This window comes from Flavobacterium sp. RNTU_13 (assembly GCF_046614455.1).
Classification (GTDB): domain Bacteria; phylum Bacteroidota; class Bacteroidia; order Flavobacteriales; family Flavobacteriaceae; genus Flavobacterium.
Map to the genome: position 1 here is coordinate 341,319 of NZ_JBKJHB010000004.1, position 24,721 is coordinate 366,039.

At 43.0% G+C, this 24,721-nt stretch carries 22 protein-coding genes; 8 read left to right on the top strand and 14 right to left on the bottom strand.

The features are described from left to right. Positions 1–102 precede the first annotated feature (102 nt). Both ACLI08_RS11880 and ACLI08_RS11885 read right to left on the bottom strand, forming a co-directional pair. Positions 103–2,913 carry an outer membrane beta-barrel protein gene (locus tag ACLI08_RS11880; protein ID WP_411428710.1) on the bottom strand — a complete coding sequence of 937 codons (2,811 nt, stop codon included), beginning with the start codon at positions 2,911–2,913 and terminating at the stop codon, positions 103–105. A gap of 158 nt (positions 2,914–3,071) precedes the next feature. Beyond that, positions 3,072–3,314: a hypothetical protein gene (locus tag ACLI08_RS11885; protein ID WP_411428711.1), complete on the bottom strand. Its 243-nt coding sequence runs from the start codon at positions 3,312–3,314 to the stop codon at positions 3,072–3,074. A gap of 62 nt (positions 3,315–3,376) precedes the next feature. Here ACLI08_RS11885 and ACLI08_RS11890 point away from each other — a divergent pair, with 62 nt between their 5' ends. The 3 genes from ACLI08_RS11890 to ACLI08_RS11900 all read left to right on the top strand — a co-directional run bounded on the left by ACLI08_RS11890 (position 3,377) and on the right by ACLI08_RS11900 (position 7,857). Beyond that, complete coding sequence (locus ACLI08_RS11890; RefSeq protein WP_411428712.1) at positions 3,377–4,432, top strand: DUF2891 domain-containing protein; 1,056 nt, start codon at positions 3,377–3,379, stop codon at positions 4,430–4,432. Between the two features lie 86 nt (positions 4,433–4,518). Beyond that, complete coding sequence (locus tag ACLI08_RS11895) at positions 4,519–6,075, top strand: NAD(P)/FAD-dependent oxidoreductase (RefSeq protein WP_411428713.1); 1,557 nt, start codon at positions 4,519–4,521, stop codon at positions 6,073–6,075. Between the two features lie 156 nt (positions 6,076–6,231). Next, entirely contained in the window at positions 6,232–7,857 is a 1,626-nt protein-coding gene (locus ACLI08_RS11900; RefSeq protein WP_411428714.1) for a serine hydrolase domain-containing protein, read from the top strand. A gap of 24 nt (positions 7,858–7,881) precedes the next feature. Here the strand turns inward: ACLI08_RS11900 and der are convergent, their stop codons facing one another. The 5 genes from der to ACLI08_RS11925 form a co-directional block, all read right to left on the bottom strand. After that, positions 7,882–9,192 (bottom strand): ribosome biogenesis GTPase Der, encoded by a 1,311-nt coding sequence (der, locus tag ACLI08_RS11905; protein WP_411428715.1) that lies wholly within the window; start codon positions 9,190–9,192, stop codon positions 7,882–7,884. 126 nt (positions 9,193–9,318) lie between these two features. Then, positions 9,319–10,203 (bottom strand): GTPase Era, encoded by an 885-nt coding sequence (era, locus tag ACLI08_RS11910; RefSeq protein WP_411428716.1) that lies wholly within the window; start codon positions 10,201–10,203, stop codon positions 9,319–9,321. 106 nt (positions 10,204–10,309) lie between these two features. Beyond that, a complete protein-coding gene (locus ACLI08_RS11915; RefSeq protein ID WP_411428717.1) occupies positions 10,310–11,056 on the bottom strand; it encodes a tyrosine-protein phosphatase in 747 nt (248 codons plus the stop codon). A 54-nt stretch (positions 11,057–11,110) separates the two neighbouring features. Further along, entirely contained in the window at positions 11,111–12,262 is a 1,152-nt protein-coding gene (locus tag ACLI08_RS11920; protein WP_411428718.1) for a DUF4105 domain-containing protein, read from the bottom strand. A gap of 19 nt (positions 12,263–12,281) precedes the next feature. Next, complete coding sequence (locus ACLI08_RS11925) at positions 12,282–13,271, bottom strand: PorV/PorQ family protein (RefSeq protein WP_411428745.1); 990 nt, start codon at positions 13,269–13,271, stop codon at positions 12,282–12,284. A gap of 184 nt (positions 13,272–13,455) precedes the next feature. Here ACLI08_RS11925 and ACLI08_RS11930 point away from each other — a divergent pair, with 184 nt between their 5' ends. After that, complete coding sequence (locus tag ACLI08_RS11930) at positions 13,456–14,199, top strand: CDP-alcohol phosphatidyltransferase family protein (RefSeq protein WP_411428719.1); 744 nt, start codon at positions 13,456–13,458, stop codon at positions 14,197–14,199. Positions 14,200–14,214: 15 nt separating this feature from the next. Beyond that, positions 14,215–15,126, top strand: a complete 912-nt coding sequence (locus ACLI08_RS11935) for a glycoside hydrolase family 25 protein (protein WP_411428720.1) — start codon at positions 14,215–14,217, stop codon at positions 15,124–15,126. A gap of 51 nt (positions 15,127–15,177) precedes the next feature. On the opposite strand, the gene ACLI08_RS11940 is transcribed toward ACLI08_RS11935, so the two are convergent. The 7 genes from ACLI08_RS11940 to ACLI08_RS11970 form a co-directional block, all read right to left on the bottom strand. After that, positions 15,178–15,915 (bottom strand): hypothetical protein, encoded by a 738-nt coding sequence (locus ACLI08_RS11940; protein ID WP_411428721.1) that lies wholly within the window; start codon positions 15,913–15,915, stop codon positions 15,178–15,180. Between the two features lie 6 nt (positions 15,916–15,921). Continuing rightward, positions 15,922–16,518, bottom strand: a complete 597-nt coding sequence (locus ACLI08_RS11945; RefSeq protein ID WP_411428722.1) for a hypothetical protein — start codon at positions 16,516–16,518, stop codon at positions 15,922–15,924. A gap of 85 nt (positions 16,519–16,603) precedes the next feature. Beyond that, positions 16,604–17,395, bottom strand: a complete 792-nt coding sequence (locus ACLI08_RS11950; protein ID WP_411428723.1) for a TPM domain-containing protein — start codon at positions 17,393–17,395, stop codon at positions 16,604–16,606. Further along, entirely contained in the window at positions 17,392–17,829 is a 438-nt protein-coding gene (locus ACLI08_RS11955) for a TPM domain-containing protein (RefSeq protein ID WP_411428724.1), read from the bottom strand. The genes ACLI08_RS11950 and ACLI08_RS11955 overlap by 4 nt, the downstream gene beginning before the upstream one ends. A 13-nt stretch (positions 17,830–17,842) precedes the next feature. Continuing rightward, positions 17,843–18,433 carry a LemA family protein gene (locus ACLI08_RS11960; protein ID WP_411428725.1) on the bottom strand — a complete coding sequence of 197 codons (591 nt, stop codon included), beginning with the start codon at positions 18,431–18,433 and terminating at the stop codon, positions 17,843–17,845. Between the two features lie 19 nt (positions 18,434–18,452). Further along, on the bottom strand, positions 18,453–18,782 hold the full coding sequence (locus ACLI08_RS11965; protein ID WP_411428726.1) for a MerR family transcriptional regulator: 330 nt from the start codon (positions 18,780–18,782) through the stop codon (positions 18,453–18,455). Further along, entirely contained in the window at positions 18,782–19,759 is a 978-nt protein-coding gene (locus tag ACLI08_RS11970; RefSeq protein ID WP_411428727.1) for a M23 family metallopeptidase, read from the bottom strand. The genes ACLI08_RS11965 and ACLI08_RS11970 overlap by 1 nt, the downstream gene beginning before the upstream one ends. A gap of 165 nt (positions 19,760–19,924) precedes the next feature. Between ACLI08_RS11970 and alaS the strand changes: the two genes are divergently transcribed. The 3 genes from alaS to ACLI08_RS11985 all read left to right on the top strand — a co-directional run bounded on the left by alaS (position 19,925) and on the right by ACLI08_RS11985 (position 24,672). Next, the gene (gene alaS, locus ACLI08_RS11975; RefSeq protein ID WP_411428728.1) at positions 19,925–22,552 is read left to right on the top strand and encodes an alanine--tRNA ligase; all 2,628 of its coding nucleotides are present in this window, start codon (positions 19,925–19,927) and stop codon (positions 22,550–22,552) included. 347 nt (positions 22,553–22,899) lie between these two features. Next, a complete protein-coding gene (locus ACLI08_RS11980; RefSeq protein WP_411428729.1) occupies positions 22,900–23,640 on the top strand; it encodes a hypothetical protein in 741 nt (246 codons plus the stop codon). Positions 23,641–23,715: 75 nt separating this feature from the next. Then, entirely contained in the window at positions 23,716–24,672 is a 957-nt protein-coding gene (locus tag ACLI08_RS11985; protein ID WP_411428730.1) for a GSCFA domain-containing protein, read from the top strand. Positions 24,673–24,721: the final 49 nt, after the last annotated feature.

Below are 24,721 nucleotides of genomic sequence, written 5' to 3' on the forward strand. Positions count from 1 at the left end.
TCAATAGGTTTTGTTATAGGTCTTGTTTAATAAAGACCTATTTTAGGCCCGGTGGTTTAACGGGCATTTCAATTTTTTTATCCTGAATTTAAATCATCCGGATTAAAAACTTATAACACTACCCTCTGCGGCCTGCTTTTTACCCGCAAACTTATCTAGTTTAATGCTCAGTGAGAACATAACGTAGCGTTTTAGTACGGTATTTTCCTGTTCCGATATAGACCGCGCCGAAACCGTACGGGTTATCCCCTGGTTTTGGTTCAGCAAGTCATATACTTTAGTTTTAAAGGTAAGTTGGTCTTTCCAGAAACTGTACCCTATACTGGCATTCCACAAATAGTATTGTTTACGGAACGATGCCTGTTGGGGGTTGTAAGAATATGCTAAATCGTGCCCCATTACTATATGCTTCGGCCAGTAGCTTGTGGTATTTATACCCAGTTTATGTATGCTCGATGATGCCGAACTAACTGCGTAGTTGGTGTAGTTAGTTTTATTCATATCAAACTCATAAAACGGGTTTACGGTAAGCAGTTCGCCATACTTGTAGGTGACATTAACATTAGGGCTTAACGACAGTGATTTGCCCTCATACGGCTTGGTGTTTAAGTAACCTTTATCGGCACTATAACCACCGTATAAACCCATATTAAGTTTAAACGAATGCGCCTCTTTTTTAAACGATTTAGACCAGTAGCCGCCAAACCAGCTGTTGTAGGTATCGGTTACGTTGCGGTAGCTGTTTTGTGAGATTGCGTTGTTATTAATTTCAGAATAGCCCACTATTGCCCTGGTGTTGTAGTTAAACCCTCCATAAAAGGAATAACCGCTACGGCTGGCATAGTCAAAATCATTAAAATTCAAATAAACGTTATGCGTTTCGGTTGGTTTTAAGTCAAGGTATCCGGTGGTAGACGATAACTGGTTAAATATGTCCTGAACCGGTAACAGTTGTGACGCCTGTGGCAGGAGAACATCATAGTTATAGCTGGCCCATATCGACTTGGTTTTGGTAAGATGATAGCTTAACTGGGCAACGGCATAAGGCCTAAGATAATCCTTATTTATTGCCGTTACGGTACCGGTATACACGCCATCGGCTTTAAAATCTATAAAACGCATACCACCTTCTACATTTGCCCACATTTTAGAAGTTTCCCTGCCAATGCCTATCCTTGGCGAAAAACGCTGTTCTGAGCCACGTAAAAATCCGCTCATGGCGTCATTAAACGAAGTATAATCAGCATCGGTACCATTGTAGTTAAAGCCGCGCCTGTTTTCTGTATTGCGCACATTGTTATATACCATAGACACGCTTAGCGCAATACTATCTTTTAGTTTTGTGTACGCCTTAGCCTCAGCAATATATTCATCTTTCTTCTGGCGGTTACGGCGCAAAATATTTCTGCCAATCTGAGATACTGTAGCAGTACCGCCTGTGTAATCATAGCTGTCTGTAGCGGTGTTATTAAGCACATAACCATCGGCCAGGGTGTTTTCGTTCCGCACATCAAGGCTAATACCACTGCTTTTATCTTTACGGAATGACTTGTTAATCACCAGCATATTAGAAAACGATTTGTTATCGGTTTCATTAGCATATTCACCACGTGTATCGGTAAGCAATAAGCCCGATGTAAGTCGGTTTACCGTTTGCTGTGCCTGTGTATTGTTACGGGTATATCCCCTTACAAATTTCGGTTCAAAATATACCGACAACGTAGAATCAGCAGCAATACTAAAGTTTGTATTATAATTGTGGGAATATCGGTAAGCCCTGGATACGTTTTCATTTTTGTTAACGTAGCTCAGATCCTCGTCGCTTTCATTTTCTTTAGTTACAAAGTTGGTTTCGGTAGACCTGTTTGTGTTATCTGTTTTACCATCAGAATAAAAATAACTGCCACCCCCATCAAAACCTTTTGTCCATTTATCGGCATAATTAAGACCGAAAATATTAGAGCGGGTTATACCGGTATCGCCGCCAAACTGCATGCCGTTAATGTTAAAGCTACTGCCGTTACTCCACATACTTTGGTTGCGGCCACCACTCATGTTGTCAAAAATTTCGTCCATAGAAAAACCTATGGCGTTTATGTTATTAGAACTGGCAAGTACACTTACCTTACGGTCGCCTTTAAAGTAGTTGGCCAAAAGGCTGTTTTCGTACCGTCCGCTGGTACCAAACCCTACCGTTCCCCGGCCAAACATACCCTTGTTCTTATCCTCATCTATAGTTACATTAATACTGGCATTATTTCCGGTAGCCTTTTGCCCCGAAAGCTCCTCCTCCTTTGATTTGGTAGAGGTTACCTGTATTTTATTGATTATTTCTGCGGGGAGGTTTTGTAAGGCTACTTTGCCGTCTTTGTCAAAAAACGGCTTACCGTTTACTAATATCTGGTTTACCTCTTTACCGTTAATGGTCATTTTGCCATCGGCAGCAATTTCAAGCCCCGGCAGCTGTTTAAGCAGCTCCTGAAGATTAGCATCCGCCTTTACGTTAAAAGAGGCGGCGTTAAATTCAAGCGTATCTTTTTTTACCCGTATCGGCGGGATTTCGCCTTCTACAACTACTTCGCCCAGCACCTTGGCATTATCCTCCAGGGTAACGGTGCCAAAATCAACATCGGCAGTAATGGCATCGAGCTTTTTAGCGTAGGTTTTAAGACCTACAAACGAAACTTTTAGGGTAGCCGCTGTTTTTAGCGCTTTGGTTTTAAGATGCCATTGCCCGTTTTTATCGGTAATGGTGTAATCAATCAGGGTAGAATCTTTAGCCGAATTAAGGTACACAGTAGCTGCTTCAACTGGTAGCTTTTGCGAATCGATAATTTTTCCGCTAAGGGTAACATTCTGGCTAAATAAAAGGCATGGTACTGCCAGTAACACAATAAGTAAGATGTGGCGCATTGATGGTTTTTGTAAGATTGGTATTATTTTAACTGCGAAATAATACTTTTAGTACACGCCATGCAAAAAAATACACGTTAATATACAGCCGAATAGCTAAATTTAACATTCGCAGGCATTTTCAATCGGATTTACCATCAATATTACGCATTTAGGAACTACTCGGCAGAATATACTTCTCCTCTGTGCGGCCTTAGGGCATCGCGCACGGCAATCATGTATTCGTCGGTTACCACCATCCATGCGGTAGCATACATATCGTTAACTTCGGTGTAGCCGGTTATGTTTAGTGGCAGTTTTTCTATGGCAATGTATTCTTTAAGATGAATTTCATGATGCTCTGCTGTACGCGCTGCACCGGGCCCGCGAAAATCCCAAATTAACTTGATTTGTCTGCTCATGGTAAAATGTTTGTGCAAAGGTAGCGAGTTTATTCACTATTTTTGAAAACAAACACAGCATAATGAAATACCTTGTACCGGCCTTTTTATTTAGCATAAGCGCTGCATTTGCGCAGCAGCTAACCCCTGAACGCGCTAACGGGCTGGCGCGACTGCCGCTAAAATGCCTGCAACAGGAATACCCCAATAAACTGAGCCAGCTCCTTGCCGATGCTACCGAGCTGGGCAGCCCTAAAACACTGCACCCGGCTTTTTACGGGTGTTTCGACTGGCACTCGTCGGTACACGGACACTGGAGCCTGGTGTACTTGCTAAAGCATTTCCCTAACCTTGACAACAGGCAGGAAATTATCAACAAACTTACCGTAAACCTTAGTAAGGAAAACATAGCACGGGAAATTGCCTACCTCAGCAAAAAACACGAAAAATCATACGAGCGCACCTACGGCTGGGCATGGTTGCTAAAGCTGCAACAGGAGCTGGACACCTATAACGAACCCTTTGCACAACAGCTGGCGCAAAACCTGCAACCGCTTACTGATTTATTAGCAGAACGATATATAGAGTTTTTGCCAAAACTTAACTACGCACTGCGGGTAGGTACGCATACCAATACCGCTTTCGGGTTGTCGCTGGCGTGGGATTATGCCGTACATGCAAACAATGTCGCCCTGCAAAACAGCATTCGCGAAAACGCGCTGCGCCTGTTTAAAAACGATGCCAATTGTCCGTTTGACTGGGAACCCAGCGGCACCGATTTCTTGTCGCCCTGCCTTGAGGAAATTGGTATTATGCAACGCATACTCCCTGAAAAAGATTTTATAAAATGGCTGAAGGATTTTGCCCCAAGGCTGTTCGACAAAAAATACACATGGGAACCCGGCGTAGTCTCAGACCGCACCGACGGCCACCTGGTACACCTGGACGGACTTAACTTTAGTCGTGCCTGGAATTTTTACCGCCTTGCCCACCAATACCCTAAGCAACTGGGACATCTTAAAGACCTTGCCGATAGGCACCTTACCTATTCATTACCCGCCATTGTAGATGGTAATTACGAAGGCGAACACTGGTTAGCGAGTTTTGCGCTACATGCTTTTGAGGATAAAGGAGAGTAGTTTTCAGTCGCAGTTGCAGTTTTCAGGCTATCCTAACCTTAAACCTTAAACTTGAAACCTTAAACAAAATAATTTACCTTTGCGCCATGCCGAAAGAACTTCTATTTCAGGTGGCGCCCGAAGTGGCTGCACAAATGCCTTTGCTTACCGCGCACGTAGCAAAACTTATGCACGTGAGCCCTTCCGACATTAAACATGTAGCCATACTAAAGCGCAGTATAGACGCGCGCCAGCGTACCATTAAAGTAAACCTAAAAGTAGCGGTATACCATAATGAGGAATACCACGAAACCACCATGCCCCTACCCGATTACAAGGACGTGAGCAATGCCCGCGAGGTTATTGTAGTAGGCGCGGGTCCGGCCGGTTTGTTTGCCGCACTGCAACTGATAGAGCTTGGCTTAAAACCCATAGTACTGGAACGTGGTAAAGACGTACAGGAACGCCGCCGTGACCTGAAAGCCATAAACCGCGACCACATTGTAAACGGCGAAAGCAACTACTGCTATGGCGAAGGAGGTGCTGGTACCTATAGCGATGGCAAACTCTACACCCGCAGTAAAAAACGCGGCGATGTAGACCGTATACTAAGACTGTTTGTAGGCTTTGGGGCATCGCCTGAAATACTGGTGGAAGCGCACCCTCACATAGGTACAAACAAGCTGCCGAAAATAATCAAGGCAATGCGCGAAAAGATTATTGAGTTTGGCGGACAAGTATTGTTTGACACCAAAGTAGTAGACATACTGATTAAAAACAACGAGGTAGACGGCGTGGTTACCCAAAAAGGCGACACCATTCATGCTAGGCAACTCATCCTTGCCACAGGCCACTCGGCACGTGACATCTTTGAACTGCTGCACCGCAAAGAAATATTTATAGAAGCCAAACCGTTTGCCTTGGGCGTTCGTGCCGAGCATCCGCAGAAGCTTATAGACAGCGTACAATACAGCTGTGATTACAACCAGGGTCGTGGCGAGTTTCTGCCACCAGCCGCTTACGCTATTGTTAAGCAGGTAAACGGACGCGGGATGTACTCGTTCTGTATGTGCCCTGGTGGTGTTATCGCACCATGTGCCACCAGCCCCGGCGAGGTGGTTACTAACGGCTGGAGCCCCAGCAAACGCGACCAGGATACCGCAAACAGTGGTATAGTAGTAGAGCTTAAGCTGGAGGACTTTGCACCGTATGCTAAATTTGGCCCCCTTGCCGGTATGGAATTCCAAAAAGCAATAGAGCAGAAAGCATTCCACGCAGCAGGCGGCACCCAGCGTGTACCGGCTCAGCGTATGGTTGATTTTTCGCAAAGTAAACTTTCAGCAGACATCCCTAAAACGTCGTATGTACCGGGTACCACATCGGTAGAATTAGGGCAGGTATTCCCGGGCTTTTTAACCCAAACTATGCGCGAAGGTTTCCGTGAATTTGGCAAATCAATGAAAGGGTATTTTACTAACGAAGCCATACTGCACGCCCCAGAATCACGCACCTCATCTCCGGTACGTATACCACGCGATGCCGAAACACTGCAACACCTCCAGATAAAAGGCTTATACCCTTGTGGCGAAGGAGCGGGCTATGCCGGTGGAATTATCTCAGCCGCCATTGATGGAGAAAAGTGTGCATTAAAATGTGCTGAGTAAACTATAGAGATTAACACCAATATTATACAGACCGCCTTGATTTCTCAAGGCGGTTTTTATTTTACCAAAGTACTAAAAAGTAGTAACCCCTGTTAATTATTTGCCGCGCCATTATCCACAACCTATATTTGCGCATCAATCAAGAAAATCAACTAAATGAACAAATCCCTGTTGGTGGTAACTTTGCTTGCCTCCTCTTTCTTTGCCCATGCGCAAGATTATTTCGCTCCGGTAGATTCTATTGTAAAAACGTATGAAGGTAAAGAGGTGCCCGGGTTTTCAGTACGCATCCTTAAAGATGGCAAAACCGTGTACAACAACCATGCGGGGTATGCGAACCTTGAAAAGCACATCAAAATTACAGATGAAACTGTTTTTAACCTGGGCTCTACATCAAAACAGTTTACGGCTGCCTGTGTAGTACTGCTGCAACAACAAGGCAAGCTAAACCTAAACGACAACCTGCGGAAATACATACCAGAATTCCCTGCCTATGCCGAAAAAATAACCCTATTACACCTGCTTACCCATACCAGCGGCCTTAAAGATTATCCTATCCTTGCAACCATTAAAGGAGAGGAATCAGACGATTATACTAACAATCAGATTAAGGAAATGATGGTACTACAGGAACCTGATTTTGCCCCCGGCGAAAAATGGAGTTACTGCAATACGGGATACTGGTGCCTTGCGCAGATTGTAGAAAAGGTTTCAGGGAAAAGCATTGGCGAATTTGCCCGTAAAAATATTTTCAAGCCGTTAGGCATGAAGAGTACAGCGTACGTTACCAAACCAAAAAACAACGTCGACCATAAAGCCATAGGCTATGAAATGGAAAACGGGGCTTACAAGACAACAGATCCCGATCAAAAGGCTGTAGGCGGTGGCGGCATATACAGCACATTGGGCGATTTGCAAAAATGGCTGACAGAAATGCAAACGCACCGTGTTTTTGGTGATGCATTTTGGAAATCAATGACGCAGGATGACGCTTATAAAAATGAAAACCTTACCTATACCAAGGGGTTGTTTATTTCGCCATACGGGTCTAAAACCATGATACAGCATGGCGGAGACGTAAAAGGATATCATCCGTTTTTAGCCTATTTCCCTGACGATAAAGTGGGAGCGGTTATACTTACTAATGATGACAGCTTTAAACGTTACGATATTTTAAAAGCTGCTGTAAACCGGCTGTTGGGCTTCCCGTACCGCTACCCAACTGCTAAAAATGGCTCTGTAAAACAAGCCAACCTTAGCATGTATACCGGTAAATATAAACTGGACGAGGGGCAGTATATAGTGATACAGGAAGGTAATGGAGTGCTTTCGTTTATGCAGCTTTGGGATGGTACTAATGTTAAACTGAAACCAAACGGACAGGACAATACTTTTGCCCTTGAAGAAGATCAGGGCGTTTTTGTTTTTGAAAACATCCAGAATGGAAAAGCGGAAAGTATACAATTACAACAGGGTGCAGGAAAGGCAAGCTTTATCCGCGTGGAAACAATGCCCGAAAAACCAGAGTACAAGATGTATGAAGGTACTTATTATAGCGCTGCTCTAAAACAAAACGTTCAAATTTTTACTAAGGAGGGACTTGTATACATGAAGTTGGCAAACGGAGACCAGGACTGGGGCATTGAAGCTGAAGAGGCAACCTTTGCTACGCGTTATGGCGATTTAAGTTTCAGGAAAGATGCCCAAGGAAATATTACCGGTTTTACCTACAACCACGAACGCGCAAAAAACATTGAGTTCAGTAAACAAAAAAGCGAATAGATAATCTATTCGCTTTTTTGTTTTTTATTTCTGGCGGAAGTAAATATCTATAGGTACCCCGCTAAAGTTATAATGCTCACGCAGCTTGTTTTCTATAAAACGCTTGTATGGCTCTTTAACGTACTGCGGCAGGTTACAGAAAAACACAAACTGTGGCACAGGCGTAGGCAGCTGCATACAGTACTTTATTTTTATGTATTTACCCTTAAGCGCCGGCGGCGGATAGTTTTCTATAATTGGCAGCATCAGCTCGTTAAACTTGCTGGTAGATACGCGTTGCTTGCGGTTTTCGTATACCTCTACGGCAGTTTCAAGTGCTTTAAGCAAACGCTGTTTTGTAAGTGCAGAGATAAACAGAATTGGCACATCGGTAAACGGCTGCAGCTGTTCGCGTATTTTAAGTTCGTAATCGCGTGTGGTCATGGTATCTTTTTCTACAAGGTCCCACTTGTTAACCAGGATTACTATACCCTTACGGTTTTTCTCGGCAAGCCAAAAAATACTTTGGTCCTGGCCTTCAAAACCACGGGTAGCATCTATAACCAGTAATATAATGTCGCTATGCTCTATGGCTCGCACCGAGCGCATAACGCTGTAAAATTCAAGATCTTCCTTAACCTTTGCCTTACGACGGATACCGGCGGTATCTACAAGGTTAAACTTAAACCCGAAACGGTTGTAGGTAGTGTCTATAGCATCACGGGTAGTACCGGCTATGTCTGTAACTACAAAACGATCCTCTCCAATAAGCGCGTTTATAAACGACGACTTACCGGCATTAGGTCGGCCTACTACTGCAAATCGAGGCAGCACCTCGGCATTTTCATCTACCGGCTGCGGGTCTGGTAATGCCTCTATAATAGCATCCAGCAATTCACCTGTACCGCTACCACTGGCACTTGATATAGTATAGTAGTCGCCAAGGCCCAGGTTATAGAACTCAAACGCGTCTTTTTCGCGCATGGCGTTATCCACCTTATTTATGGCAAGGATAACCGGCTTGGTAACCTTACGCAGTAACTTAGCAACCTCCTCGTCCATAGGGGTAATACCCTCCTCAACATCGGTAACAAATACAATTACGTCGGCTTCATCTAACGCCAGTTCTACCTGGCGGCGGATTTCACCTTCAAAAACATCATCGCTCCCTTTCACATATCCACCTGTATCTATAACAGAAAACTCCTTTCCGTTCCATTCGCTTTTACCGTAGTTACGGTCGCGCGTAACACCGCTTACAGAGTCTACAATAGCTTCTCTGCGCTGTATCAAACGGTTAAAAAAGGTAGACTTCCCTACATTAGGCCTCCCCACTATGGCTACGATATTATTCATCAGCTTATTTTAATTTTTTGCAAAAGTAGTCATTTTGTTTCAAGTTTCAGGTTTCAGGTTTAAAGTTCTGAGTGGCAACCTGAAACTTTAAACCTGAAACCTGAAACAAATATTTAAAATCTGAAATTACTTCTGGTTATACCCAAATCTTCTTAACTGGTAGTTATTAGTCCTCCAGTCTTTATTTACCTTAACAAACATTTCTATAAAGATTTGTTTGCCAAAAAACTTTTCCAGGTCTTCTCGTGCCTGGGTGCCTACTTTTTTAATGGCAGCACCTTTATGACCTATGATAATACCCTTTTGCGTATCGCGCTCTACCATAATTACGGCACGGATACGTATAATGTTATCATCTTCTATAAACTCCTCGGTTTCTATCTCTACGGCATAAGGGATTTCCTTATCGTAGTTAAGCAATATTTTTTCGCGTATGGTTTCGTTTACAAAGAAGCGTTCCGGCTTATCGGTCAGTGCATCTTTAGGGTAGTATGGCGGCGACTCCGGAAGCAACTCTAAAATACGGCTGAATACGTTTTGCACGTTAAAATTTTCCAGCGCACTTATCGGGAAAATTTCCGCGTTCGGAACCTTTTCTGTCCACAATGCTACCTGCTCCTCTAATTGCTCCTGATTAGACTTGTCAATTTTATTTAAAAGCAACAATACCGGCACCTTGGCATTGATAATCTTCCTGAAAAACGCTTCATCTTTCAGTTCCTTTTCGCCGGTTTCTACCATATATATAAGTACATCGGCATCTTCAAAGGCCGTCTTTACAAAGTCCATCATACTGTTTTGCAACTCGTATGCAGGCTTTATAATACCCGGGGTATCGCTTAGTACCACTTGAAAATCTTCGCCATTTACAATGCCCAGTATACGGTGGCGGGTAGTTTGTGCCTTACTGGTTATAATAGAGAGTCGCTCGCCCACAAACGCGTTCATAAGCGTACTTTTACCTACGTTTGGGTTACCTATAATATTTACAAATCCTGCTTTATGTGCCATAGTTAAAACTGCATTTAATAAAAAAAGCCATTGTTACAATGGCTTGTATTGCAGGTGCAAAGGTATTGTTATTTATTGTGAAAGGCAAAAAAGGCGTTAATTAGGCTTACGCCCCGCCAAACATGGCATTATTCTCCATTGCCTTAACAAGCGGGGCAGTATCTTTAAGTATCACGGGATTAAGAAAAGCAGCTGTGTGGCGCTCATGATGGGTATCGCTGCCCACAAAGTCTATCATCCCCTCATCAAGGAGTTTTTGTGCAATATCGCAAACGTGCTTACCATAATAACCTGTAACCGAAAGCAGGTTTACCTGAAACTTGCACCCCACACGTTTCAGCTTTTGGTATTCCTCCTGCTTATGATGGTAAAACAAATAACGCTCGGGGTGTGCCAGTATGGGCTGGTAGCCCTCCAGTTGCATTTCGTACAAGGCTTCATACAACTGCATGGGCGCATTAAGGTAACTCATTTCCACCAGTACATAGTTATCCTTTAAGGTAAGCAGGGGCTCTTGTTTAATCCGCTTTAAAAAAACATCGTCGATTAAATACTCGGCCGCAGCCTTAAACGGTTCGTTTACGCCTTGTTGTTGTAAAAAAGCCTTATGCTTTTCTTCTGTAGCCAATATACCATCGCGCGTGTTGTTCCACACGCCTGTAAGCACGTGTGGCGTAGTAATAAATTGCGAAAAACCGTATCCTTTCAGCGTATTAATCAGCGTAAGGGAGTCATCAGGGTCTTTAGCACCGTCGTCTATACCCGGCAGCAGGTGCGAGTGTATGTCTACAAACCCCGAGGGTATGAGGCTTGCTAAAGTAGCTTTTTGTTTTTTACTAAAAAATGAAAACAAGGCGATATAGTTTTGGCGTTACGCTACAAATTTAACAAAAAAACAAAGGCAGGATTACGCGTTTCTCCTTGACGGAAATTTTTGTTTTACAAACGGCAGCATTTCGCGTGCTAACATAGACAGCACCAGTACCACTATCGGAAGCACCATAAGTAAATGTGGTTTATTTAGCATATAGACAAGATACACCAAAATACAAACAGCAATAACAATGGTTGTCTTTTTAATGGCATCCTGATTTTTGGCAAAGCTAAAATACAATAGCAATAATAGCAACGGATTAACAAGCAAAGCATTGTAATTCCACGTTATTTCGGTGTGGAAAGAGTAAAGCCCCACGCAACAAAAAAACAGGCCCAAAAGCCCCAATAGTGCGTAAAGCGAACGCCTTACCACTATGTTCTTTGAAATAAATATCAGCAAGGCACACACAGCTAAAAACGTGTATATATTGTTCCACCCCGACATTTTTTGTACGGTTGTACTTTTATACACCGTATCGGTAACGGGAGTTAAGGCCTGGCCTGTTGCCGTTTTAGAATGGGTTACCCCCTGCATAAGCTGTTCCGGCAAAAACGGCACGCCAAGCACATTATCTGTCTTGGCACCAAAAATAAGATTGATACCCAGGCTCTCATAAAAGCTGTTATGCAATCTTTCGCACACTATTTTACGATACGTTTTCCCGGTATCGGCGTTTTGCCGGGAAATCTTTGGGTTCAGACTGTTGTTAAGCACATCGGCCACCATAGTGGTACAGTTGCGCCCAAAATAGCGGTAGGTGTAGTACTTTTTATCTGAATTTAAAGTAGCTACAAGCTCATCTATAACCTGTTGTTTTTGCGCCAGGGTAAGGTTAAGGCGCTGTTCAAAAACATCGCGGTTATAATATTGGTACGTGTATACAAAATCCTGGTAAGAGCCGGCGGATGCAAAATACTTAAGGTCGCCCTTTATAAACTTGAGGTAAAATAAAGGGGTATTAAAATCAAACATACCGTAATTAAACACCACATCCATACCGGTTTCGGGATCGGCAACGCGTAATGCGGTATGCCCAAATACCGAGTACAACTCCTCGCCCGGCCCGCAGGTAAGCAACGATACAAATGCGCGGTCAGACAACTGCCCCTGTGCTTTTAAAGAAACAGGAAACATATACAATAACACAAGAAGTAAAAATGAAAAACGGGGTATAAAACGCATGGTTTTGCGGTATTGATTTTTAACGCCTAAAGATACCCAAATCTACTTTAAGAGAAAAAATATTTGAATATAACGCTGCACTTTGGTCGCCAATATCAGTTAAGGCATAGTCTATCTGCACGCCGCGGTACTTAAACCCTACTCCTATGTTAGGCTGAAAGGTAAGCCGCTGGCTGCTGTCCAGCTGTTGCTCGTACTGAAAGTTACCGGTGCCGGCACGTAAAAATGCAAGGTCAAGGTAACTAAACTCAAACCCGACAGCCGGGTCTATGCTTACAAAATCAAGGTTTACAAGGTCGTTTGTTTTGGCAAACTGCATATTTAGGTTAGCCGATGCCAACAGCGCGTAATCGCCATGGAATTCAAACTTTTTAGATACGCCAAGTTGTGCTTTTGGCAATGTAATTTCGGTAGTTTCCGGCAGTTCCTGGTTTTGCCCCGGAACGGCGTCCATTACCTTTTGGTACTCGGCCTTATTTATGGCCCACACATTATAGGTTGTGGTTATATCGCGTAGCATAAAACCCATTTTCCAGTCGCCCCTAGTACGGTATTGCAACCCAAAATCAAACCCAAAACCCCATGAATCGGCAAATTTCCCTATTACGCGGCGTATTACCTTAGCATTTACACCATACGTTAGCTCCTTCATAGGTGCCTTGCGCGCATAGCTTAAAAGAAACCCGTAGTCTGCCGCCGAAAACAGGCTTATCCGGTTATAATCTATATTCCCCTGGCTGTCTATAAGCTGGGTGGTATTCATTATATTATCCACCCCAAAACGTATGGCCGATACTGCAAATGCGCTGCTGTTATCTATAGGCTGGGCATAAGCGGCATAATCATACTGGGCTATGTTTGCAAAGTAGCTGGCGTGCATAAGCGCTGCCTGGCTATCGGTAAGATTCATAAGCCCGGCAGGGTTCCAATACCCGGATGTAACATCGCCGGTACTGGCGGTAACGGCATTACTCATACCCATAGCAGCCGCATCTACACCTATACTCATAAATTCGTTAGAATATTTACGGGTAGTTTGTGCAGTTACAGAAAATACGGCAAAAACAGCTATAGCAGTTAGTAATCGTCCCAATGTGGTAAATTTGTGCAAATATGACATAAAAATCTCAATTACTAAACTCCGTTTCTATTAACTTTATTGTATTACATTTGCATTGAAAAATTAAACCAAAATGGCATTGAAAAAGCACATTCCTAATTTTATTACCCTTTTAAACCTTGCATCGGGCCTGGTAGCCCTTGTTTACGCTTTTAATAACAACTGGCAAATGGCATTCTTTTGGGTATGCATGGGTATTTTCTTTGACTTTTGGGATGGTTTTTTTGCCCGTACACTAAAGGTATCCAGCCCTATAGGCCTGCAGTTAGATTCGCTTGCAGACATGGTTACCAGCGGTGTGGTACCGGGTATGGCAATTTTCCAGATGCTGGCCGGCATTGCCGAAATGCAGGCCGAACTAAACCTGGAAAGCGATAACTTTTACCTTGGACTGCTGCCTTATGCAGGTTTTATCATCACCCTGGGTTCAGCATACAGGCTCGCTAAATTTAATGTAGACACAAGACAGACCAATTCTTTTATTGGCCTGCCCACGCCTGCTAATGCTCTTTTTATAATGAGCCTGCCGGTTATACAAGCCTACAGCGATGGAGACGGCGTACTATTTGAACTACTGAGCAACCCATACGTACTGGTAGCTATAAGCTTTATAAGCGCCTTTATGCTAAATAGTAACATACCTTTATTTTCGCTAAAGCTGAAGTACTTTAACTGGGAAACCAATAAGGTACAGTTTAGCTTCCTTATCCTTTCTATACTGCTGTTGTTTTTCCTTAACTATCTTGCCATTCCGCTTATCATTATCTTATATGTACTGGTATCGCTGGTTACAAATAAACTTTGGCACAAAGCATAAATTTCTTTTTTAAACATGCCCGCCCCAAAACGTACACCTGCAAAAACGGTGCAAGGCAATGCTACCCCTAAAAGGACTGCCGCCCCTAGAAAAAAAACCGCTAAAAAAAAGCAGGGACTTACTCCGTTCAGCATCCTGAAATATTCGGTATATATGCTGCTTATTACATTTATTATTGCCGGAACGTACCGTTTTAGGCACGGGGTTTTAGTGTACCTGGGGTTCAATAAAATAAACAACAAACAAATTACCGTACTTACAAAGGAAGAGCGAAAGATAGCCGACCTGCGTATTTATGAAATTGTAAGCCGCCATAAAGACCGTATTTTTGGATTTGATGTATCGCACTACCAAGGGAAAATAAACTGGGACAGTATAGAACGGTCTAAAGGCGATTTCCCGCTGGACTTTGTATTTATACGTGCTTCTGCCGGAAAACGCCGCGGCGACAATGAATTTGCACGTAACTGGAAACACGCTAAGCGCACAGGGTTTATCCGTGGGGCATACCACTATTACCGCCCTGACGAAAACTCTGTAAAACAAGCCGAAAATTTTATAAAAAGAGTAACGCTAAGCAAGGGCGATCTTCCGCCGGTACTAGACATAGAAAAAATGCCTAACGGACAAAGCATGGACAGCCTGAAAAGCGGGCTGAAACGCTGGCTAAAACTGGTAGAAAACCATTATGGTGTAAAACCCATATTATACAGCGGGCAAAGTTTCCATGGGGACTTCCTTAAAAAAGAATTTAAAGGCTACACGCTATGGATAGCCAATTATAGCTTTTTTGAAGATGAAATACGTAAAGAGTGGGATTTTTGGCAATTTACAGACAAGGCCTCAATTATAGGCATAGAGGGCAAAGTAGATGCTAATATTTATAACGGTAAACTTGCCGAATTAAAAAAGCTGTGCATTAAATAAACATGATTGCAAAAGGTGGGCAACCCTGCAACAATATGTTATTGTTATGGTTTAATTTGAGTTACTTAATTCTTCCGCCTTTACCTCATTCCACTTCGGGTCAATTTTCTTAAGATTGTCGTACATACCTTTACGGTGCAGTGCTCCATACAATACTACGATTTTCTTATCCTGCATCGCGGTTATTTTATTGGCAAGGGCTTCGTTTCTGACGGTCATTAACAAGTATTCTTTTTCCGACGACGGCAGGCGTTTACCTTTGTACTTTTTATTTAGCGGCGTTTCGCGGTCGTACTCATACAAAACAATTTCGCCTTTTTCTTTTTCGTAACGGCGCACTAATGAGTCCATACTCACATCGCCCTTAATATCCGTGTCTAAGCTAAGTCCGGTATTGCTCATGGTCTGACTTACAGCACCCTTTACCCTATAGCGCTTCATGGCATCATTATTTTTATCGGTATAGCTGGTAAGATTAAAGCCCACAACCCGCCTGAATTTTCGCTTGTAGGTATCCAGCGTAACGCTGTCTAACGATTTAGAGGCCGCCACGCTTTCGTATACAAACACATAGCCTTGCGTACGGAGCGAATCATTTAACTGCTTTACCTCATCATAAAACTCTTTTTTATTAAGGTGTATCATAGGGATAAACACTATCGTTTTATCCCCATTTGTATAATAATGCGGTGTAGGGTGCTTAAACGTAAGCAAAGCCGCCTTAACCATCATTCGCCCGCAGGAAGCTAAGAGCAAACACAACAAACTTATAGACAATAGCTTCCTCATATTCCCCTAATTTATTTCAAGTTCATTTTTCTGATCCTCGGTTAAGCCCCATTTCTCTTGTAAGTCACCATTTACAAGATAGTACTGAATCTTTAAACCACTTGCCTTCGCCTTATCTAATGAAGAAAGCCACTCAAACGATTTGTCTTTATTTAGTTTGCCCAAATACGTAGCCCATGTTATAACCACGTAGCCATCATAGCCAGATGTTTCCGGCAATTTTCCGTGATAAGCGTTAAAACGGTTAAACATTTGCGTAATGGTAAAGTCTTTTTGAGAAGGTTCGTTATTAAGATTTTTAAGATCTCCTATAAAGCCATCTACCTTAGCATTACAGTCTGATGCTGATTTTTTGTAATTTACGTATTCGCCTTTCGCATTAAAAAAATAAGCCTGGGGCATACCTAACTTTACTATTTGACCCCATGCATCGAAGTTTTTAGGATATAGCAAAGCAGTAGTATCTATATCTTTTTTAACCAAATAACGCTTTATTTGTTTTTCTGTTTTAAACGAAGGATCTTTAATACCATAGTACTTTAGCATAAGTGGTTTACATCCTGCAACGCTTATTACTAACAATAACAATAAAAGTTTTTTCATAATATTTAGTTTGTTGGTTTTAAAAAAAAGGCCGGAAACAAAGTTCCGGCCGAAATATAATAAAAAAATATAATCATTACTAAAATTACCAGCTTCCTCCGGCACCGCCGCCACTAAAGCCGCCGCCACCGAAACCGCCTCCAAAGCCACCGCCTCCGCCTCCGGAACTTCCGCCCCATCCGCCAGAACTGCGACCGCCGCTGCCTAAGCTGCTTAAAATTAAAATATCAGCAAGATCCAGGCCACCCCTGCGACCGCCGCTACCCCCGCCTCCTTTACGGGAAATAACAATTATAATGATAATAAAAATTATTATAATTAACGGCAGGAAACCCAGGAATCCGCCATCTTTATCCGGCTTAGGTTCGGCTTTATATTTGCCCTGAAGCATTTTTATAAGGACATCGGTACCGGCATTGAGCCCTCCATAGTAATCTCCCTCTTTAAAATACGGAATAATTACCTCCCGCGTCATTTCACCTACCTGTCCGGCAGTAAGACGGTCTTCAACACCATACCCCGGAGAAATCCAGATTTTTCGCTCGTCTCTGGCTAACACTATCATAACGCCGTTGTCGTTTTGCTCGCTGCCGCCTACACCCCACTGCTGCCCCCATTTGGGCGTTAGCAGCCCTATATCCTCGCCTTTAAGCGACGTGATAATGGCTATTACAATTTGGGTAGACGTAGTATCGGCATAATTCACCAGCTTTTCCTCCAGCATCTTCCTGTCTGATGGAGACAGTAGCTCTGCATAGTCATACACGCTGGTTTGCTTTTCTGGTTTTGGTGGTATTTCAAACTGTGCAAAACCAACAACCGGCTGTAACAGCACACCTGCATACAACAGGCATAATAAAAATATCTTTTTCATCATCCTCTTGATATGGTGTCTGGGAGTTCGTTTTCATCATCGTCAGCATACGGAAAATAGGTTTTAAGGCGCTCGCCGGCACGCAGTATACCATCGGCAAGGCCCTGCACAAAACGCCCTTCCTTAAAGTGTTCTATAACCATGTCTTTGGTACAATCCCAAAAATCAGGCTCCACCGCTTTATCTATCCCTTCGTCGCCCACAATGGCAAACGAACGGTCTTTTACGGCTACATAAAACAAAACCCCGTTACGCGCAGCGGTTTTGTGCATATCTAAAAAATGAAAAACCTCCTTAGCCCTTTCAAGCGGAGGTTTTTCTGATGTATTTTCTATATGCACCCTGATTTCGCCGCTGGTATTTTTTTCAGCCTGCTGTATGGCGGCTACAATAGCCTGCTCATCGGCAGCAGTTATAAAATCATTGGTTACAGGCATATCTATGTAGTTTTTAGAATTTAACCTGTACCGGTTTCTCAGCACCTTCTACAGCCTTAAAGTAAGGCTTCTCTTTGTATTCGCCTAAGAACATAGAGTTAGGAAACCTTAGCACATAGTTGTTATAATCCTGTACCACTTCGTTATAGCGTGTACGCTGTGTTTGTATGGTATTTTCGGTAGAAGCAAGTTCATCCTGCAGCTTCAGGAAATTTTCATTTGCCTTTAGTTCCGGATATTTTTCTATGGTTACATTACCTATAAGCTTATTAACAGACCCCATAAGGTTAGCCTGTGCTTTCGCGAAAGCCTCAAGTTGCTCTGGCGTAGCATTAGATGGGTCTACCTGAACCGAATTAGCCTTACTCCTTGCTTCGGTTACCTCTACAAGGGTGCTTTTTTCAAAATTAGCAGCCCCTTTTACGGTTTCCACAAGATTCCCTATAAGATCGTTACGACGCTGGTAGGCTGTTTCTACATTACCCCATTCTTTTCCTACTGCCTGGCTTTTACCAAGGGCACCGTTTTTAATGCCCATAGCCCAAAAGAATGCTATAGCAATTATAGCTACTATTACAATAACAGGTATTAACCACTTTTTCATGTTTTCGATTGTTTTTTGATTAAAGTTCGTTTTTAATGTTTATCAATTGTGTTTTTATCAACTCTAATTTACGGATAATTTCAAACTTATCCATAGTCTTTTTCTGGCTTTCTTTTAAATGTACCTTAGCCCCTTCTAAGGTAAAGCCGCGCTCTTTTACCAAATGGTATATCAACTGAAGGTTTTTTACATCATCAGGTGTAAACATACGGTTGCCCTTAGCATTCTTTTTTGGCTTAAGGACATCAAACTCCTTATCCCAAAAGCGGATAAGCGACGCATTTACGTCGAAAGCCCTGGCAAGTTCGCCAATGGTGTAATATCGTTTTTCCGGCAGGTCTATATGCATCAGTCAAGCGATTGGTTTTCCTGGTTAGCTAATTTAGCAATTAATACGTATTCTTTAGCAGAAATATTTCCGTAATAGAAATTCAGCGGGTTTACTACAGATCCGTTTTTATGCACCTCATAATGTAGGTGTGGCGCCTCGCTACGGCCGGTGCTACCCACGTAGCCTATAACATCGCCACGTTTTACACGCTGCCCCGCCCTTACGGCAAATTTGCTCATGTGTCCGTAAAGCGTTTGGTAACCGTAGCCGTGGTTAATAAGCACTCTGTTGCCGTAGCCCGACATCTTATTATCTGCAGCCGAAACCACACCATCTCCGGTAGCGAAAATTGGTGTTCCGGTACGTGCGCTAAAATCCATCCCTGCATGAAATTTACGTATTTTAGTAAACGGGTCGCTACGGTACCCAAAACCCGATGCCATTTGGCGCAGATCTTCATTTTTCACGGGCTGTATTGCCGGTATGGCACTCAGTAATTTTTCCTTATCCTTTGCCAGTTTGGCTATTTCGTCCAGGCTTTTGCTCTGTATTACAATTTCCTTGCTTAATACATCTATGCGGCGGGTGGTGTTTTTTACCAGTTCGCTGTTGTTGTACCCTTCCAACTCTTTATAGCGGTTAACCCCACCAAAACCGGCTTTACGCTGTTCTTCGGGTACCGGAGTGGCGTTAAAGTAGGTGCGGTATATGTTGTTATCGCGCTCCTCTACACTGGCTATGGCGTCTTCCATAAGGGCTGCTTTACGGTTAAGTATTTCATACTGCAGCTTCATGTTCTCTATTTCCCGGGTAAGCAGCCTGTCTTTAGGGGTTTCAAAAAAAGGCGTATTTAGCAGCACCACAAAACACACAAACCCGAACAACGCCGAAGCTACTATAAACAGCAGCGCCACGCCTATTTTTTGCCCTTTTTTGGTCTTTATCTTATGAAAGGCCAGCTTTTCGGGGTCGTAATAATATTTTACCTTCGCCATGTGGTTAAATTATTCTATTTTTGCACCTTAACGGAAAAAACCGTGCCATAAGGTATATTGCATAACGAGCAAATGTAAGAAATGTTACGGTTTTGGCAGCATTAATTAGCAGTGCGTACCGTTTAAAACCTATTTTTAAAGCAAAAAACAAACTTTCATACGAGCATGAAATCTCAGGATATCAGGAAAAAGTTCCTGCAATTTTTTGAAGAAAGGGGCCATTTAATTGTTCCTTCTGCCCCCATAGTAACCAAAGACGACCCTACGCTAATGTTTAACAACAGTGGTATGGCGCAGTTTAAGGAATTTTTCCTTGGCAACGGCACACCAAAAAGCAAGCGTATAGCCGATACCCAAAAATGCCTTCGCGTAAGCGGTAAGCACAACGACCTGGAAGATGTAGGCTTTGACACCTACCACCATACCATGTTTGAGATGCTGGGTAACTGGAGCTTTGGCGATTACTTTAAAAAAGAAGCTATTAACTGGGCATGGGAACTGCTTACTAAAGTATACGGGATTCCTGAAGACATATTATACGTTACCGTATTTGAAGGCAGCAAGGAAGAAAACGTACCATTTGACCAGGAAGCCTGGGATATATGGAAAGCCCTTGTACCAGAAGAACGCATACTGCTGGGTAACAAAAAAGATAACTTCTGGGAAATGGGCGATCAGGGACCGTGCGGGCCGTGTAGCGAAATCCACGTAGACATACGTTCTGCCGAGGAAAAAGCTAAAGTAAGCGGACGCGACCTTGTAAACGCAGACCACCCACAGGTTGTAGAGATTTGGAACAACGTATTTATGGAGTTTAACCGTAAGGCCGATAAAAGCCTGGAGAAACTACCGGCACAGCACGTAGATACCGGTATGGGCTTTGAGCGGCTTTGTATGGTACTGCAAGGTGTACAGAGTAACTACGACACCGATGTATTTACACCACTTATTGAAAAAATTGAAGCCGTAACCGGTACAAAATATACGTCTAAAAATGCTACCGCGGATCAGGAGAAAGTAAACATAGCCATACGTGTAGTGGCCGACCACGTGCGTGCGGTGGCATTTGCCATTGCCGACGGACAGCTGCCAAGCAATGGTGGTGCAGGTTACGTTATCCGCAGGATATTGCGCCGCGCTATACGTTATGCGTTTACGTTCCTTAACAAGAAGGAGCCGTTTATTTATGAGCTTGTGGCGGTGCTTGCTGCTCAGATGGGCGAATTCTTCCCTGAGATAAAAGCACAGCAATCACTTGTTACAAATGTTATCCGTGAGGAGGAAGCATCATTCCTGCGTACCCTGGACCAGGGACTTCAATTACTAGACAATGTAGTTGTTGAAACTAAAGGTACTGAGGTTAGCGGTGCTAAGGCATTTGAACTGTACGATACTTTCGGTTTCCCGGAAGACCTTACTGCGCTTATCCTTAAAGAAAAAGGATATACCTACGACAAGCCAGGCTTTGATGCCGAACTTCAAAAACAAAAGGAACGCAGCCGTGGCGCTAATGAAATAGCCAAAGACGACTGGGTTACGCTTGTGGAAGGCAACACCGAAAGCTTTGTGGGTTACGACCAACTGGAGAACGAAGTTAAAATAACACGCTACCGCAAAATCGATTCTAAAAAAGACGGTGTGCTGTATCAAATAGTACTTGATGCTACTCCGTTCTATCCTGAAGGTGGTGGCCAGATAGGCGACAAAGGCATACTGCAATCGGCTAATGAAAGCATTGAAGTTCTTGACACTAAGAAAGAGAATAACCTTATACTGCACATAACCAAGTCGCTTCCGGAAAATGTAAACGGCAGCTTTATAGCTAAGGTAAACGCCACCCTGCGTGCCGAAAGCCAAAGCAACCACACGGCTACGCACTTACTGCACCAAGCATTGCGCAGCATCCTGGGTACGCACGTGGAGCAAAAAGGTTCGCTTGTAAGTCCGGGTTACCTTCGTTTCGACTTTTCGCATTTTGCAAAAGTAAGCGATACCGAACTTGCCGAAGTAGAGCAGTTTGTAAACGCCCGCATACAGGAACACCTGCCGCTTGTAGAACGCAGGAGCATTCCGTTTAAGCAGGCGGTTGAGGAAGGTGCTATGGCACTGTTCGGAGAAAAGTATGGCGATAATGTACGTGCCATAAAATTTGGCGACAGCATGGAACTTTGTGGGGGTACACACGTAAAGAATACTGCCGATATATGGTACTTTAAAATAATCAGCGAAAGCGCTGTGGCAGCAGGTATCCGCCGTATAGAAGCGATTACCGGTACTGCGGTTAAGGATTTCTTTGCATCGCAGGAAAAAGCCCTTGACGATATTAAGGCTACCCTTAAAAATCCGCAGGATACCCTTAAGGCAGTAGTATCGTTACAAGACGAAAATACTAAGCTGAAAAAACAGGTAGAAGCACTTCTTAAAGAGAAAGCTAAAAACCTAAAAGGCGAACTTGCTAATGAACTACAGGAAATAAACGGAGTAAAATTCCTTGCCAAGCAGGTGGACCTTGATGCAAACGGAGCTAAAGACCTGGCTTATGAGTTGGGTAACCTGGGCACTAACCTGTTCTTGGTTTTAGCTACCGTTACCGAAGACAAACCGATGCTTACCTGCTATGTAAGCAAAGAGCTTGTTGCCGAAAAAGGGCTTAACGCAGGCACTGTAGTACGCGAACTGGGCAAGTATATACAGGGCGGCGGCGGCGGACAGCCGTTCTTTGCAACCGCAGGCGGTAAAAACCCTGCCGGCGTTGCCGAAGCGCTTGCCGCAGCAGTTAACTTTGTAAAGTAATCTTTTAAACACATACTGAAGCCTCTTTGCGTGCTATTTGCAAAGGGGCTTTTTTATTTTTTTAATTGTCTCGTCATGCCGCAATCGCTTTGCGTCATTGCGAGACATTTATTTTCATTAAAAATAACCAGTTTTCCAAATCTATATCCTGCTACTTATAAGACTTTGAGTCAATAATCAAGACTCTATTTTACACCAATGTATACAAGGGCGTGATAACTAGAGTCGTGACAAACCTTCAGGGAACTAAAAAATTATACACTTTTCATTTTCATCGAAATCGTTATAAAATTACACCTAATACGTATATTTGCGAAAATTGTTTAATAAATACCTTTCCAAAAAACATGAAAAAGATTCTATTATTTATGGCGGCCATAGCTATGGCTTCTTGTAGTGACGACACCCCACCTACCCCAACAGATGATGTTACTGTGGTGCTTCCCAGCCGTATTGTAACAACCAAACCAGATGGCACTCAGCTAACAGCAACGTACACATACAGTGGCAACCGCATTACAACAACTACTTACAGCGACGGAACATCTGAATCGTACAGTTATATAGATCAGTATTTAACCGAAAAACGCATTTATCAAAACGGCGGTCTGATAGAAAAAGATGTATTCCTGTATGATGCTGCCGGCTTTGCAGGCAGGGTTAAAAATTACTACAACTTGGCTAACCCCTCTGCAAACTATTCTGTAAGATCATTGTATACCTATAGCGGCACCACCGTTAGCGTAACAGAACTGAAAGGCGATGAAAACAGCCAAACCACTCCTTACCGCACGCTAACCCTGACTATGGCTACTAATGGAAATATTGTAAAATATGACGATGGTACAACGGTAATAAACTACTCGTATGACTACTTTAATAATCCGTTTAAAAACCTGTACGCTTACGGTATTCTCATACTTTCTGACTACAAAGGCGGGGCAAATAATGTTACCGGAACGCAAACCACCACGGGCGGAACAAATGTAACTACATTTACCAGCTACACCTATAATATGGACTATCCGGTAACGGCAACAACCTCCACAGCGGATGGTAGCCAAACCGTAATGCAATATACATACTAAAGTAACCAAGGGGGTTGAATTCTAAAATGATTCAACCCCTGATTTTTTTAGATACCTTTGTATAAAGGTTTTTTTATGCAGTTTAGTACCGTAGTGCCTGTACATGAAGGGCATCCTAAAATAAATTACAATTCCCACGTGCTTTCTTTAGGCTCCTGCTTTGCAGTAAATATGGGCGAAAAATTCAACTACTTTAAATTTAGCGCTAGCATCAACCCTTTTGGTATACTTTTTCATCCTGTTGCTTTGGAAAAAGTAATCCGTTTTGCACTAAACGATGTACCGTTTACCGAAGAAGATATTTTTTTTCATGCAGACCGCTGGAATCATTTTGATGCGCACTCTGACCTCAGCGCAACTACCTCTTCTGTACTACTAGCAAACCTTAGCCAGGCAAGTGGCGATTTAAAATCTGCCTTAAAAAACGCCACACATATTACAATAACCCTTGGCACCTCATGGGTCTACAGGCTTGTGGCAACCGGGGCACTGGTAGCCAACTGCCATAAGGTACCTCAAAAACAATTCAGCAAAGAACTTCTTAGCGTTGATGAGATAAAACAGAGTTTGCAAAACATCACGGCAATGATAAACTCGGTTAATAAAGATGCTGTGGTTATTTTCACTGTTTCTCCCGTAAGGCACATAAAAGACGGTTTTACTGAAAACCAATGGAGCAAAGCCAACCTAATCTCGGCACTGCACCAAACCATAAACCATAAACCACAAACTATAAACAGCTGCTATTTCCCCTCTTACGAAATTATGATGGACGAACTTCGTGATTATCGTTTCTATGCGCCAGACATGATTCACCCTAACCAGGTGGCCATTGATTACATTTGGGAAAGGTTTTCCGAAAGCTGGATCAGTGAAGAAACACTCCAAACCATGAAGCAGGTAGATAACATACAAAAAAGCCTGCTCCACCGCCCTTTTAACCCAGATACTGAAAACCATAAAAAATTTACAGAGAACTTGGATTCAAAGGTTAAAGCACTGCAAAAGCTACACCCCCATATTAAATTTTAAGGAGGATATAACAGGTTGTTATTGTAATAATATGTACATTCAAAATAAA